Below are 12,190 nucleotides of genomic sequence, written 5' to 3'. Positions count from 1 at the left end.
ATGACGACCACGAGACAAGACTGCGAAGTCCTCGACGCCGAGGACAGCCTGCGTGAACTGCGCCATCAGTTCGAACTGCCCGAGGGCCTGATCTACCTGGACGGCAATTCGCTGGGCGTGCTGCCGCGCGAGACCGCGGCACGGGTGCAGCAGGTGCTTGCGCAGGAATGGGGCCGCGACCTGATCAAGAGCTGGAACACCGCGGGCTGGATCCACCTGCCCGGCCGCATAGGCGACAAGATCGCCCGGCTGATAGGCGCCTGGCCCGGTGAATGCGTGGTCGCCGATTCGACCTCGCTGAACCTCTACAAGGTGCTGGCGGCGGCGCTGCAGATGGTGGCCCGCGATGCTTCGCCGCAGCGCCGCACCATCGTCTCCGAGCGCAGCAACTTCCCCACCGATCTCTACATCGCCGAGAGCCTGGCCCGGCAGCATGGCTTCGAGCTGAAGCTGATAGCCGCCGTGGAAGAACTGCCAGCGGCCTTGAACGACAGCACGGCCGTGCTGATGCTCACCCAGGTCAACTACCGCACCGGCTACATGCATGACATGGCGGCGGTGACTGCAGCCGCCCATGCGGCGGGGGCGCTGACGGTCTGGGACCTGGCGCATTCGGCCGGCGCGATTCCAGTCGATCTGAACGCAGCCCAGGCCGACTTCGCCATAGGCTGTGGCTACAAGTACCTGAACGGCGGCCCCGGCGCGCCGGCCTTCGTGTGGGTGAATCCGCGCCACGCGGACCGCTTCTGGCAGCCGCTGTCCGGCTGGCTGGGCCATGCGGCGCCGTTCCAGTTCACGCCCGACTACCAGCCGGCGCCCGGCATCCAGCGCTACATCTGCGGCACGCCGCCCATCCTCTCGATGGCGGCCTTGGAATGCGGCGTGGACACGGTGCTGGCAGCCGAGCCGCTCGGTGGCATGGCGGCGCTGCGGCGCAAGTCCGTGGCGCTTTGCGAGTGCTTCATCGAGCTGGCCGAAGAGCGCTGCGGCGTGCTCGGTGTACGCCTGGCATCGCCTCGCGACGCAGCCCGGCGCGGCAGCCAGGTCTGCCTGAGCCTGGAGGCGCCGCTGCACGAGGCCGGCTATGCGGTGATGCAGGCGCTGATAGCCCGCGGCGTGATCGGCGACTTCCGTGCCGGCGATCCGGCCCGTCTGGAGGTCCTGCCCCACATCCTGCGCTTCGGCTTCACGCCGCTCTATGTCGGCTTCGCCGACGTGTTCGATGCGGTCGAGCATCTACATGCGGTGCTGACGACAGAGGAATGGCGCCGCCCCGAGTTCAACAAGCAAGGCGCCGTGACATGAGCTGTCCCCACCACCCCACCGAGTCCATCGTGAAGGACGAAGGCGCCCAGCTCGACTTCTCCAAGGACATGAGCTACGGCGACTACCTGCAACTGGACCAGATCCTCACGGCCCAGAAGCCGCTCTCGCCCGAGCACAACGAGATGCTCTTCATCATCCAGCACCAGACCTCGGAGCTGTGGATGAAGCTGATGCTGCACGAACTGCACGGCGCCGTGGCCTGCGTGGCGGCCGACCAGTTGCCCGAGGCCTTCAAGATGCTGGCGCGGGTCTCGCGCATCATGGAGCAGCTGGTCCACGCCTGGGATGTGCTGTCGACGATGACGCCACCCGAGTACACGGCGATCCGGCCCTATCTCTCCAACAGCAGCGGCTTCCAGAGCTGGCAGTACCGCGAGATCGAATTCATGCTGGGCAACAAGAACCCGGCCATGCTCAAGCCCCATGCCCACCGGCCCGATTTGCTCAACCAGGTGCAGGCCGCCTACCAGTCGCCCTCGCTGTACGACGAGGTTCTGCGCCTGATGGTCCGGCGCGGCATTGCCATGCCCGAGAGCCACACGCAGCGTGACTGGACGCAAGCCTATGCGGCCAGCGACGAGGTCAAGGCGGGCTGGCTGGTGGTCTACCGCGACCCCAAGAACCACTGGGACCTGTACCAGATGGGCGAGGAACTGGTGGACCTGGAAGACGCCTTCCGGCTCTGGCGTTTTCGCCATGTCACCACGGTCGAACGGGTGATCGGCTTCAAGCGCGGCACCGGCGGCACCGGCGGTGTCAGCTACCTGCGCAAGATGCTGGATGTGGTGCTGTTCCCTGAACTTTGGGCCCTGCGGACCGAGCTATAGGAAAATTGGCGCTTTCGCCCCCAAGCCACAAGCCCGGAGAGAGAGAGAGCCGACATGGACACCCGCACCCACACGATCACGCTGCGCCTGGAACGAATCCGCGACGCCCTGCGCGCCGCCGGCTGCCACGCCGCCCTGATCCCCTCGGCCGATCCGCATCTCTCCGAGTACCTGCCGGACCGCTGGCAGGGTCGCCAATGGGCCTCGGGCTTCACCGGCTCGGTGGCCACGCTGGTCGTGACCCTGGACGGCGCCGCCCTGTTCGCCGACAGCCGCTACTGGACCCAGGCCGAGGCCGAGCTGGCCGGCACCGGCATCGAGCTGATCAAAGTGATGACGGCCGCCGCCTCCAACTACATCGACTGGATGGTCGCCAAGCTGCCCGCCGGCCAGACGCTGGCGGTCGATGGCCAGGTGCTGGGCCTGGCCCTGGCCCAGCAGATCCGCGCTGCGCTGACCGCCGCCGGCCTGAAGCTGAACACCGGCGTCGATGTGATCGCCAGCAGCTGGCAGGACCGCGCCGACCTGCCCACCGCCCCGGTCTACGAACACCTGCCGCCGCAGGCCAGCGTCAGCCGGGCCGACAAGCTGGCCCAGGTGCGTGCCGCCATGGCCGCGCGCGGCGCCAGCCACCATTTCATCTCCACCGTCGATGACGTAGCCTGGCTGCTGAACCTGCGCGGCGCCGACGTCAGCTACAACCCGGTCTTCATGGCCCACCTGCTGCTGGACGGCCAGCAGGCCACCTTGTTCCTGGCCCCCGGCAAGATCGATGCGGCACTGCAGGCCCGCCTGGCGGCCGATGGCGTCAAGCTGGCCGCCTATGAGCAGGCACCGGCCGCCCTGTCGGCCCTGCCTGCATCCGCGACCCTGCTGGTCGATCCGCGCCGCGTGACCCTGGGCCTGCGCGAGGCGGTGGCGGCCGGCGTCAAGGTGGTCGAGTCCATCAACCCCAGCACCCTGGCCAAGAGCCGCAAGACCCTGGAAGAGGCGGTCCATGTGCGTGAGGCCATGGAGCAGGACGGCGCCGCCATGTGCGAGTTCTATGCCTGGTTCGAGGCCGCCCTGGCCGCCGGCGAGCGCATCACCGAGCTGACCGTGGACGAGCATCTCTCGGCCGCGCGCGCCCGCCGCCCGGGCTTCGTCGGCCTGAGCTTCAACACCATCGCCGGCTTCAATGCCAACGGCGCCCTGCCCCATTACCGCGCCACCGAAGAATCGCACAGCGAAATTAAGGGCGACGGCCTGCTGCTGATCGACTCCGGCGGCCAGTACCTCGGCGGCACGACCGACATCACCCGGGTCTGGCCGATTGGCCAGGTCAGCGCCGCGCAGAAGCGCGACTACACCCTGGTGCTGCAGGGCACGCTGGCCCTGTCGCGCACCTGCTTCCCGCGCGGCACCTTGAGCCCGATGCTGGACGCCATCGCCCGCGCGCCCATGTGGGCCCATGGACTGGACTACGGCCATGGCACCGGCCATGGCGTCGGCTATTTCATGAATGTGCATGAAGGCCCGCAGAGCATTTCCAAGGCGGTGCCGGAGGCCGCCATGGCCATGGAGCCGGGCATGATCACCTCGATCGAGCCGGGCATCTACCGGCCGAGCCAATGGGGCGTGCGCATCGAGAACCTGGTGCTGAACGTGGCGCTGGAAACGCCGGAGCAGGGTCAGTTCGGCGACATGCTGGCCTTCGAGACGCTGACACTGTGCCCGATCGACACGCGCTGCATAGACCTGGCCCTGCTGCGCCCGGACGAAGCCGCCTGGCTGAACCAGTACCACGCCGAGGTGCGCCGCCGCCTGAGCCCGCTGGTCTCGGGGCCGGCTCTTGCCTGGCTGCAGGCCCGCACCGAAGCGATCTGAAGGAAAAGCGCGGAAAACGGGCGACGAAAGGCGATTTCCTCGCCTTGACTCGCCTGGAAGCGCCCTGCACTGGCACCTAGACTTGTGGCGTGGTCGCCGCTTGCGCGGCCCGCAGCAGCAAGGAGCCGGTCATGGACAGCCAGACACTTCTTACCGCCGCCCGCCGCTGGCGCGCCGAACACATGATCAAGAGCTATGTGCACCGCTTTTCTGACAGCTGGTTGCACAGTGCGCTGATGATCGCCGTGGTCGTCGTCGCCACCATCGCCATGGTCAAGGCCATCGAAGTCGGCGTGACGGTATTGCAACTCGACAAGGTGGTGGTCACCGGCCAGCCCAGTCGCTGACGGCCAGTAGCTTTCTCGCCAGCTCACATCTGCCGGAACAGGTGCAGGTAGCTGCGGCTGACCGGCAGCACTTCCGAGCGGCCGCGCAGATGGATGTCGGCCGTCTCGTTCGGGCCGCGCGTCAGGTGGCTCACCGAGCGCAGGTTCACCACCACCGAGCGGTGGACCTGGGCAAAGTACTTGGGGTCCAGCTGTTCGATCAACTCGCGGATCGACATCCTTATCAGGGCCTCGCCCTCGGCCCAGACCACCAGGGTGTATTTCTCGTCCGAACGCAGGAAGTCGATCTGGTCCACCGGAATCAGCTTCAGCGTCTGGCCCACCGAGGCCCGCACCCACTGCAGATGGCCCTCGCCGCTTGAGGACGAGGCGCTGGCCGCCGGCCGGCGCAGAACGTCAGCCAGCTGCTCAATCGCCGCTTCAAGAACGCTCGCGCTCAGCGGTGCTCCGGCCGCGGGCGTGTCGGCAAGGCGCTCACGCAGCCGGCCTATGGTGTCGGCCAGGCGCTGTTCCTCGAAGGGCTTGACCAGGTAGTCCAGCGCCCCCTGCTCGAAGGCCTGGACCGCGTACTGCTCATAGGCCGTGACAAACACCAGCTGCGCCCGGCGGCCGATCTGGCGGGCGGCTTCCACGCCATTCAGGCCTGGCATGTGCACATCCAGGAAGACCACATCGGGCCGGAACTGCTCGAAAAGCTCCACGGCCTCACGGCCGTTGCGGGCCTGGGCCAGCACCTGCAGTTCGGGCCAATGGCGGGCCAGCGAGCGCTCCAGGCTGTCGCGCAGCAGCGGTTCGTCATCGGCGATCAAGGCGGTGGGCAGGCGGCTCATTGGGGTCGAAACTCGATCACGGCGCGCAGGCCGTGCGGTTGATTTTCAGTGAGGTCCAGGCGGGCGGAGTCGCCGTAGAACATCTTCAGCCGCTCGCGCAGATTGCGAAGGCCGGTGCCTGAGCCGACCGACTGGGTCAGGCCCACGCCGCTGTCGCTGCACCAGATCCGCACCAGGCCACCGGGCCGGGTTTCTCCACCGAGCTCGATGCGGCCGCCGACCTCGCTTGGGTCTATGCCATGCCGCACCGCGTTCTCGACCAGGGTCAGCAGGGCCATGGGCGGGAAGCGCAGGCGCTGCAGCGGCTCGGGCAGTTCGATCATGTAGCTGAGGCGGTCGGGCATGCGCAGGTGCATCAGCTCCAGATAGGCCCGCACCAGGCCCAGCTCGTCGGCCAGGCTCGAGGTCTCGTCGTGCAGGCGCGGCATGGCGGCACGCAAGTAGCTGATCAGGCTGCGCAGCACCGGCGCAGCCTGGGGCGAGCCGGTCTCGACCAGGGCCCGGATATTGGCCAGGGTGTTGAACAAGAAATGCGGTTCGACCTGGGCTTGCAGCACACGCAGCCGGGCATCGAGCGCGCGACGTTCCAGTTCGCTGCGTTCCAGCTCGAAGCGCAGAGACTCGTTGCGAGCCTCGGCATCGCGCTGGCGGTAGAGCGCCCCCATGGCCAGCAGCGGGGCAACCAGCAGGCCTGAGCCGGCGATCCACAAGAAACCCAGCAAGCGGCCTTCGCTGCGCATCAGCGCCGTCAGGTCGCCTCCGACCGAAACCAGATAGACCAGCAGTGTCGCGGCCGGCACCGTCAGCACAACGACCACGACCTGCATCAGCCAGCGCGCCATCCAGCGCGGCAGCCGCCGCGGCCATTGGCCGGCGGCAGAAAACGCCAGCAGGCCCAGCAGGGCCACGAACAGGGTGCGGCCCAGCAGCACCGGCAGCGGTGTGATGAAGATCGGGTCCAGCAGGCAGGCGGCCAGCGCGCCCAGGGCCAGCGTCAGCGCCACCCGCTTGGCCGACAGCGAGGCCACGAACCCGCCCCAGGCCTCTCTATGGCTGGGAACGGGCACAGGCAGGACCGGGTGACTGGAACTCATGGCCGCGAGCGTAACCACTGGCGCTGGCCGGTCCAAGCCAGGAGCGGCCGGCAGGCGACGAATGACGGTTTGCCGCCCTTGAACGGCGAAGCACAATGCAGCACCCCACCTGGAGCTGTGCACCATGTCGTCGATTCGCAAATTCCTGTTCGCCCTGATGAGCCTGGCCGCCCTGGCCCTGCCCCTGTCCGCCCAAGCCCAAGCCGCCGGCCCCGACCAGGTGGTCTATCACATCAGCGATACCGCCAGCCAGGCGCTGGGCGGGCTGCGCAACATCAAGAACCACCTGGACACCGATCCCAGCGCCAAGATCACCGTCGTGACCCATGCCCAGGGCGTGGACTTCCTGATGCAGGACGCCAAGGACCGCAACGGCAACCCCTACGAGATCGCGGTGCAGGAGCTGGTCGGTCGGGGCGTGAAGTTCGAGGTCTGCGAGATCACGCTGAAGAACCGCAGCCTCAAGAAGGAGCAGTTCATCGTCGAGGCCCAGTTCACGCCCTCCGGCGTGGTGCGCCTGGCCAAATTGCAGCGCCAGGGCTACGCCTACATCCGCCCCTAAGCTGAAGCGCCCCCTGCTGGCTCAGGCATGAGCCAGGGCGCCGCACATCACCACGTCGCGGCCGGCATTGACGGCAAAGCGCAAGGCCTCGGCCGGCGTGGACCAGGCGAAGCCGCCGGCCAGCGATTCGTCTCTGTAGGTTTCGCGGCGGGATTTGTCGCCCCTTACCCGCATCACGACCACGGCGGCCACATAGCCATAGGCCCTGGGCCTTTCGACGGCGCCGGCGTAGATCCGGTAGTCGCCCGCATCGACTTCTTGGAAATGCATGTCCGGCTCCTGAGCGGCTGAACTGCTGCCGCGAGAGCCGCACTTTGCGCCGCCGGCCTGGGCTGCCGTATCACCATTTGGTGGGAGCCCCTCCACTGGCTAGTGGAGGCATCGGTAACTCGCGGCAGGCCGTCCGCAGTGTGCACTTGGCACTGGACGGGCCTGCCGCAATACCCGGCCGCGCGCTCAAATATCGCTGCAGCAGCCGCCTCCTCCCCAGGAGTTCTATATCGCCTCGGGTTGGGCCTCGAGGCGCAGCCTGCGCTGGGCTGTGAATGCGTCGAACTATAAATCAATCAAATCGATCATTCAATGGAATTTTCAAGCAATTCGCATTAAATCAATCAATGCTCTCGCGGTCGGCAATAGATCACGGCGGCGCGGGGGCCTTCAATCGCCCATGGACCCCGAGGCCGCCCCGCGCAAATGCCGATTCGGCGAAGGCCGGGTCTGGCCCAGAATCCGGGGGTCCGCGGCCCCAGCAGTTCCGATGTTTCCCGCTCCGCCCTCTCTTCCCGACCCCGACCGCCGCCTGCTGCTGCAGCGCGCCCTGGCCGCCGGCCTCCCAATGCTGGGAGCCAGCAGCGCAGCCCGGGCCGCCGCCAAGCCCCTGCAAGTGGGCGGCCTGCCTGTCACCTGCAACCTGACCCTGCCCGTGGCCTGCATGGCCAGGGGGGCGGCCAATGCGGCCGACAAGAGCGGCGGCCCCAAGTACGACTACGAGTTCAGCAAGTACAACGGCTGGCCCGAGATCAAGGAGTCCTTGATGACCGGGCGCATCCAGGCGGCCTACATGCTGGCGCCGCTGGTGATGGACCTGGCGGACAAGAAGATCCCGGTCAAGATCGTCTCGCTGGGCCATCGCTCGGGTGCGGTGATCATGGTCAGAACCGATTCGCCCTACAAGAAGTTCAAGGACCTGACCGGCAAGCGCATCGCCATCCCCAGCCGCTTCGCGGTGGACTTCCTGTTCCTGCGCAAGATGCTGGCGCTGGAAGGCATGTCGCCCAAGGACCTGCAGATCGTCGAGATGCCGCCGCCCGACATGCCGGCGGCCCTGTATGCCAAGGCAGTGGATGCCTATTGCACCGGCGAGCCCTTCGGTGCCGCCGCCCAGCGTGCCGGCTATGCCCGGGTGCTGCGCATGACCCGCGACGAATGGCGCAACTACATCTGCTGCGTGCTGACCGTGCGCGAGGAACTGGTGCGCGAGAACCGGCCCATGGTCCAGGACCTGGTCAACACCGTACTGGGCGCCGGCCAGTGGCTGGACCAGCAGCAGGCCAACCGCGAGAAGGCCGTGGCCATTGCGGCCGGCCGCAAGTTCTTCAATCAGGACCCCAACATCATCCGCTTCGTGATGGAGAACCCGACCGACCGCGTGACCTATGGCGACCTGCGCATGATCCGCGCCGAGTTCGACGAGCTGATGCAGCTGTCCATGGATGCCGGCACCCTGAAGGCACCGGTGGCCTACGAGAAATACGTGGACGAGAGCTTTGCGCGTGCCGCCAAGGCTTCGGCCATCCTGCTTTGAGGTCGCCGTCATGACGATCATGCGCGCCCTCGCCGGCCTGGCGCTTTGCCTGGCCTCTCTCACCCTGGTTGCCGCCCCCGCGCTGAAGGCCGGTGTGTTCGACCCGCCGCATGCAGCGCCCGAGTTCTCGCTCAGCGGCTCGGATGGCCAGGAGCTCAGGCTCTCGCGCTACCGCGGCAAGCTGGTGCTGCTGGTGTTCGGCTTCACGAACTGCCCCGAGGTCTGCCCCACCACGCTGGCCACGCTGGCCCAGGCACGCAAGTCGCTGGGTGCGAAGGCCGCTTCGGTCCAGGTGGTCTACGTGACCGTGGACCCCGAACGCGATGACCTGGCGCGCATCCGCCAATACCTGGGCGCCTTCGATGCCAGCTTCGTCGGCGGCACCGGCAAGCCGGCCGTGCTGGAGAGTCTGCGGCGCGACTATGGCGTGATGGCGACCAAGGTGGGCCAGAGCGCAGGCGGCTACGGCATGAACCACTCGACCTCGGTCTATCTGATCGACCGCGAGGGCCGGCTGCGCGCCCTGATGCCCTATGGCCGCAAGGCCGCCGACTTCGTCCACGACCTCCAGCTGCTGCTGGCCGCCAAGTGAAGCGCAGCTTCGCTCTGCTGGCGGCAGGCCTCGCCGTTTCTCTGCTGTCGCTGGCCGGCTGGGCGGCGCTCGCACCCATCGACATGCCGGCACCCGAGGCACGGGAACAGCTGTTCGAGATCCCGGCCGGCACCTGGAAGCGCCGCATGGCCGGCGATGCGGTCGAGATCCTGCCCGACACGCTGCACCTCAGGCTGGGTGTCAAGGACGTGCTGCTGCTGCGCAACCGCGACGAGGTGCCCCAGGTCTTCGGCCCGGCGCTGATCATGCCCGGCCAGAGCTTTCGCCTGCCCTTCGAGGTCGCCTCCACCTACAGCTTCGCCTGCACCGCCCACGCCAGCGGCCAGATGAGCGTGGTGGTCGCGCCGCCGCCGGCCCAGGGTCTGGAAAGGCTGCGCTGGCGCATGAGTCACTGGCTTCGACAACTGCAAGGCGAATTACGCACATGACGAGTCGCTCCTCCCAGGCGGGGTCGCTGCCGGCCCGCCTCCTGCCGCCGCTGGCGGTCATTGCCATCGTCATCGGCGTCTGGTGGTGGGTCGTCGCTGCCTCCGAAAGCCCCATCTTCCCCACGCCCTGGCAGGTCGTCACCGGCACGCTGGAGCTGGCCCAGGACGGCACGCTGTGGGAGCACATCACGGCCTCGCTCTATCGCGTCGGCCTGGGCTTCGGCCTGGCGGTCGCGGTGGCGATTCCGCTGGGCCTGTGGATGGGCTGGGTGGCCGGGGCCTACCGCACGCTCAATCCGATCTTCCAGATGCTCCGGCCGATCTCGCCCATCGCCTGGATTCCGCTGGCCATCCTGTGGTTCGGCGTCGGCGACCTGTCGCCGATCTTCCTGATCTTCATTTCCTCGGTGTTCCCGATGATCGTGCAGACCACCTCGGGCGTTCACACCATAGAGCGGCGTTACCTGCGGGCGGCGGCCAACTTCGGCGTGTCGCGCACCGTGCTGTTCCGTCGCGTGGTGATTCCGGCCGTGCTGCCCGAGATCATCGTCGGCATGCGCATAGGTATTGGCGTGGCGTGGCTGGTGGTGGTGGCGGCCGAGATGATTGCGCTGCGCTCGGGCCTGGGCTACCTGATCATGGACTCGCGCAACGCCGGCAACCGCTACGACCTGGTGATCGCCAGCATGATCATCATCGGCCTGATTGGCCTGCTGCTCGACGGCGCGACCCGCCTGCTCGAGCGACTGAAAACCGTGCGGTGGCGCTATGTCCGATAAGAACAAGAAACCCAAGATCGTCATCGACGCCATTCGCAAGAGCTTTGCCTCGGCTCGCGGTGAAGCTCTGCCAGTCATCGCCGGCGTCAGCCTCGAGGTCGAAGACGGCGAGTTCGTCGCCATCGTCGGCCCCTCGGGCTGCGGCAAATCGACGCTGATGAACCTGATCGCCGGCTTCGAGAAGCCCGATGGCGGCGCGGTGCGCATCGACGGCGACGAGGTGAAAGGCCCGAGCCCCAAGGGGATCGTCATCTCCCAGCATGGTTCGGTCTTCCCATGGCTGACCGTGCAGCAGAACCTGATGTTCGGCCTCAACGACGAGGACCACGGCGAACAGCACGCCGAGCGCGCCGCGCTGGCGGATCACTATGCCGAGATGGTCGGGCTCAAGGGCTTCGAGGGTGCCTATCCGCACGAGCTGTCCGGCGGCATGCTCAAGCGCGTGGAGCTGGCACGGGCCCTGATCGTCAAGCCCGAGGTGCTCTACCTGGACGAGCCCTTCTCGGCGCTGGATGCGCTGATGAACATGAAGATGCGCAACGAGCTCTTGCGCATCCTGGCCGAGGAACGGCACACGGTGCTGCTGATCACGCACGACGTCGAAGAGGCCATCTACATGGCGGACCGCGTGCTCGTGCTGTCGCCACGGCCCACGGCCATCCAGGCCAGCTTCAAGATCGATCTGCCGCATCCGCGTCGCCTCGCCAGCCCTGAAGCACAGGCGCTGCGCGAAACGCTGCTGAAGGAATTGGGGCTCTGAGCCTCAGACCGGATAACGGACCTTGACCAGCTGAGGCCCCTGCGGGTTGGCCAGCACCTGGGCGCCCAGGCCACGCATCAGCACCTGCATGCGGCGGTTGTCGGCCAGCACGTCACCGACCAGGGCCCGTATGCCCTGAGCACGGGCATGCGTCGCGAGGCGCGCAATCAGCGTGCGGCCCAGGCCCAGGCTTTGCCAGGCATCGGCCACCGCCAGCGCGAACTCGGCCTCGTCCGGCCGGGCTGGGTCACGCACGAAGCGGGCATCGGCGACGATACGTTCGGTGGCCACGAATCCAGATGCCTCGGCATCGGAGGGTGCCAGCTCCTGCGCAACGAGGGCTACATGCTCACGCTGGTCGACCTCGATCATCAGCCGCAGCAGCGTGGGGCTCAGCCGCGGCAGGCCGACATGGAAGCGCTGATGCCTGGAGATCAGAGACAGGCCCTCGCCGACAAAGGCCTGCTCGGCAACCGCATCCTGCGGTGTGATCGCCCGCAGCAGCACGGCCCGATCCGGACGCAGGCGCAGCAACTCCGGGCGTATCGCCTGGGCGTTGGCCTGCAGCAGCCGGGCGTCCATCAGGCACTCGCGCAGCTGGGGCGCAGGTCCAGCACGGCCGGGCCACCCAGGGCACTGACTATGATGGGCTCGCTGCCGTCCACATCCAGGCCCTCGCCGGCTTCGAGCACCAGGTCGCGGCGGTCGTTGTCTATGGTCACCCAGAGCGTGCCGCCGGCGCTGGACAGGCGCGCATGGGCGGCTTCCGTCAGACGCGTGCTCTGGCCCTTGGCGAGCTGCAGTTGGGTGCGGGTGGCTTGGATCAGCATGAGGAGCTCCTCGGTCAGGTGCGATGCATGCGGGATTGGCATGCTGCAGGCCGGGGCAACGGGTCTTGCACATTGGCCTGCTTGCGACGAATATTGGCAGCCCGTCGGGCATGCTTCAAAC

The 12,190-nt window shown here is 67.4% G+C and carries 15 protein-coding genes; 10 read left to right on the top strand and 5 right to left on the bottom strand.

What is annotated here, in order from left to right; all coding sequences use genetic code 11:
- The 4 genes from kynU (at nt 1) to QT382_RS00900 (ending at nt 4,366) form a co-directional block, all read left to right on the top strand.
- Nucleotides 1–1,305, top strand: coding sequence for a kynureninase (gene kynU, locus QT382_RS00915; RefSeq protein WP_289252170.1), 1,305 nt, complete (start codon nt 1–3; stop codon nt 1,303–1,305).
- On the top strand, nt 1,302–2,153 hold the full coding sequence (gene kynA / locus QT382_RS00910; protein WP_289252169.1) for a tryptophan 2,3-dioxygenase: 852 nt from the start codon (nt 1,302–1,304) through the stop codon (nt 2,151–2,153). Before kynU ends, kynA begins: the two co-directional genes overlap by 4 nt.
- A gap of 54 nt (nt 2,154–2,207) precedes the next feature.
- Nucleotides 2,208–4,019: an aminopeptidase P family protein gene (locus QT382_RS00905; RefSeq protein WP_289252168.1), complete on the top strand. Its 1,812-nt coding sequence runs from the start codon at nt 2,208–2,210 to the stop codon at nt 4,017–4,019.
- 131 nt (nt 4,020–4,150) lie between these two features.
- A complete protein-coding gene (locus QT382_RS00900; protein WP_289252167.1) occupies nt 4,151–4,366 on the top strand; it encodes a hypothetical protein in 216 nt (71 codons plus the stop codon).
- Nucleotides 4,367–4,389: 23 nt separating this feature from the next.
- Here QT382_RS00900 and QT382_RS00895 read toward each other — a convergent pair whose 3' ends face one another.
- Both QT382_RS00895 and QT382_RS00890 read right to left on the bottom strand, forming a co-directional pair.
- Nucleotides 4,390–5,196: a LytR/AlgR family response regulator transcription factor gene (locus tag QT382_RS00895; RefSeq protein WP_289252166.1), complete on the bottom strand. Its 807-nt coding sequence runs from the start codon at nt 5,194–5,196 to the stop codon at nt 4,390–4,392.
- Nucleotides 5,193–6,290, bottom strand: coding sequence for a sensor histidine kinase (locus QT382_RS00890; protein WP_289252165.1), 1,098 nt, complete (start codon nt 6,288–6,290; stop codon nt 5,193–5,195). The genes QT382_RS00895 and QT382_RS00890 overlap by 4 nt, the downstream gene beginning before the upstream one ends.
- A 124-nt stretch (nt 6,291–6,414) precedes the next feature.
- Between QT382_RS00890 and QT382_RS00885 the strand changes: the two genes are divergently transcribed.
- Complete coding sequence (locus QT382_RS00885; protein WP_502929801.1) at nt 6,415–6,852, top strand: DsrE family protein; 438 nt, start codon at nt 6,415–6,417, stop codon at nt 6,850–6,852.
- Nucleotides 6,853–6,873: 21 nt separating this feature from the next.
- Here QT382_RS00885 and QT382_RS00880 read toward each other — a convergent pair whose 3' ends face one another.
- Complete coding sequence (locus QT382_RS00880; protein WP_289252164.1) at nt 6,874–7,122, bottom strand: hypothetical protein; 249 nt, start codon at nt 7,120–7,122, stop codon at nt 6,874–6,876.
- Between the two features lie 490 nt (nt 7,123–7,612).
- Between QT382_RS00880 and QT382_RS00875 the strand changes: the two genes are divergently transcribed.
- From QT382_RS00875 to QT382_RS00855, 5 genes are read left to right on the top strand one after another with little or no spacing between them, the layout of a single operon-like run.
- Nucleotides 7,613–8,659, top strand: coding sequence for an ABC transporter substrate-binding protein (locus QT382_RS00875; RefSeq protein ID WP_289252163.1), 1,047 nt, complete (start codon nt 7,613–7,615; stop codon nt 8,657–8,659).
- A gap of 10 nt (nt 8,660–8,669) precedes the next feature.
- On the top strand, nt 8,670–9,251 hold the full coding sequence (locus QT382_RS00870; protein ID WP_289252162.1) for an SCO family protein: 582 nt from the start codon (nt 8,670–8,672) through the stop codon (nt 9,249–9,251).
- Complete coding sequence (locus QT382_RS00865; protein ID WP_289252161.1) at nt 9,248–9,700, top strand: cupredoxin domain-containing protein; 453 nt, start codon at nt 9,248–9,250, stop codon at nt 9,698–9,700. Before QT382_RS00870 ends, QT382_RS00865 begins: the two co-directional genes overlap by 4 nt.
- Nucleotides 9,697–10,479 carry an ABC transporter permease gene (locus tag QT382_RS00860; RefSeq protein WP_289252160.1) on the top strand — a complete coding sequence of 261 codons (783 nt, stop codon included), beginning with the start codon at nt 9,697–9,699 and terminating at the stop codon, nt 10,477–10,479. Before QT382_RS00865 ends, QT382_RS00860 begins: the two co-directional genes overlap by 4 nt.
- Nucleotides 10,469–11,239: an ABC transporter ATP-binding protein gene (locus QT382_RS00855; RefSeq protein ID WP_289252159.1), complete on the top strand. Its 771-nt coding sequence runs from the start codon at nt 10,469–10,471 to the stop codon at nt 11,237–11,239. Before QT382_RS00860 ends, QT382_RS00855 begins: the two co-directional genes overlap by 11 nt.
- A 3-nt stretch (nt 11,240–11,242) precedes the next feature.
- Here QT382_RS00855 and QT382_RS00850 read toward each other — a convergent pair whose 3' ends face one another.
- Both QT382_RS00850 and QT382_RS00845 read right to left on the bottom strand, forming a co-directional pair.
- Nucleotides 11,243–11,821, bottom strand: a complete 579-nt coding sequence (locus tag QT382_RS00850; protein ID WP_289252158.1) for a GNAT family N-acetyltransferase — start codon at nt 11,819–11,821, stop codon at nt 11,243–11,245.
- Nucleotides 11,821–12,069, bottom strand: coding sequence for a DUF2917 domain-containing protein (locus QT382_RS00845; RefSeq protein WP_289252157.1), 249 nt, complete (start codon nt 12,067–12,069; stop codon nt 11,821–11,823). Before QT382_RS00845 ends, QT382_RS00850 begins: the two co-directional genes overlap by 1 nt.
- Nucleotides 12,070–12,190: the final 121 nt, after the last annotated feature.

This window comes from Pelomonas sp. SE-A7, from assembly GCF_030345705.1.
Classification (GTDB): domain Bacteria; phylum Pseudomonadota; class Gammaproteobacteria; order Burkholderiales; family Burkholderiaceae_C; genus JAUASW01.
This window is presented reverse-complemented; position numbering and strand designations above follow the sequence as displayed.

Coding starts and splice junctions, on each gene's coding strand:
- QT382_RS00850 (WP_289252158.1), bottom strand. CDS start 11,821: ATGGACGCCCGGCTGCTGCAGGCCAACGCCCAGGCGATACGCCCGGAG.
- QT382_RS00855 (WP_289252159.1), top strand. CDS start 10,469: ATGTCCGATAAGAACAAGAAACCCAAGATCGTCATCGACGCCATTCGC.
- QT382_RS00880 (WP_289252164.1), bottom strand. CDS start 7,122: ATGCATTTCCAAGAAGTCGATGCGGGCGACTACCGGATCTACGCCGGC.
- QT382_RS00900 (WP_289252167.1), top strand. CDS start 4,151: ATGGACAGCCAGACACTTCTTACCGCCGCCCGCCGCTGGCGCGCCGAA.
- QT382_RS00895 (WP_289252166.1), bottom strand. CDS start 5,196: ATGAGCCGCCTGCCCACCGCCTTGATCGCCGATGACGAACCGCTGCTG.
- QT382_RS00875 (WP_289252163.1), top strand. CDS start 7,613: ATGTTTCCCGCTCCGCCCTCTCTTCCCGACCCCGACCGCCGCCTGCTG.
- QT382_RS00845 (WP_289252157.1), bottom strand. CDS start 12,069: ATGCTGATCCAAGCCACCCGCACCCAACTGCAGCTCGCCAAGGGCCAG.
- kynU (WP_289252170.1), top strand. CDS start 1: ATGACGACCACGAGACAAGACTGCGAAGTCCTCGACGCCGAGGACAGC.
- QT382_RS00860 (WP_289252160.1), top strand. CDS start 9,697: ATGACGAGTCGCTCCTCCCAGGCGGGGTCGCTGCCGGCCCGCCTCCTG.
- QT382_RS00885 (WP_502929801.1), top strand. CDS start 6,415: ATGTCGTCGATTCGCAAATTCCTGTTCGCCCTGATGAGCCTGGCCGCC.
- QT382_RS00870 (WP_289252162.1), top strand. CDS start 8,670: ATGACGATCATGCGCGCCCTCGCCGGCCTGGCGCTTTGCCTGGCCTCT.
- QT382_RS00905 (WP_289252168.1), top strand. CDS start 2,208: ATGGACACCCGCACCCACACGATCACGCTGCGCCTGGAACGAATCCGC.
- QT382_RS00890 (WP_289252165.1), bottom strand. CDS start 6,290: ATGAGTTCCAGTCACCCGGTCCTGCCTGTGCCCGTTCCCAGCCATAGA.
- kynA (WP_289252169.1), top strand. CDS start 1,302: ATGAGCTGTCCCCACCACCCCACCGAGTCCATCGTGAAGGACGAAGGC.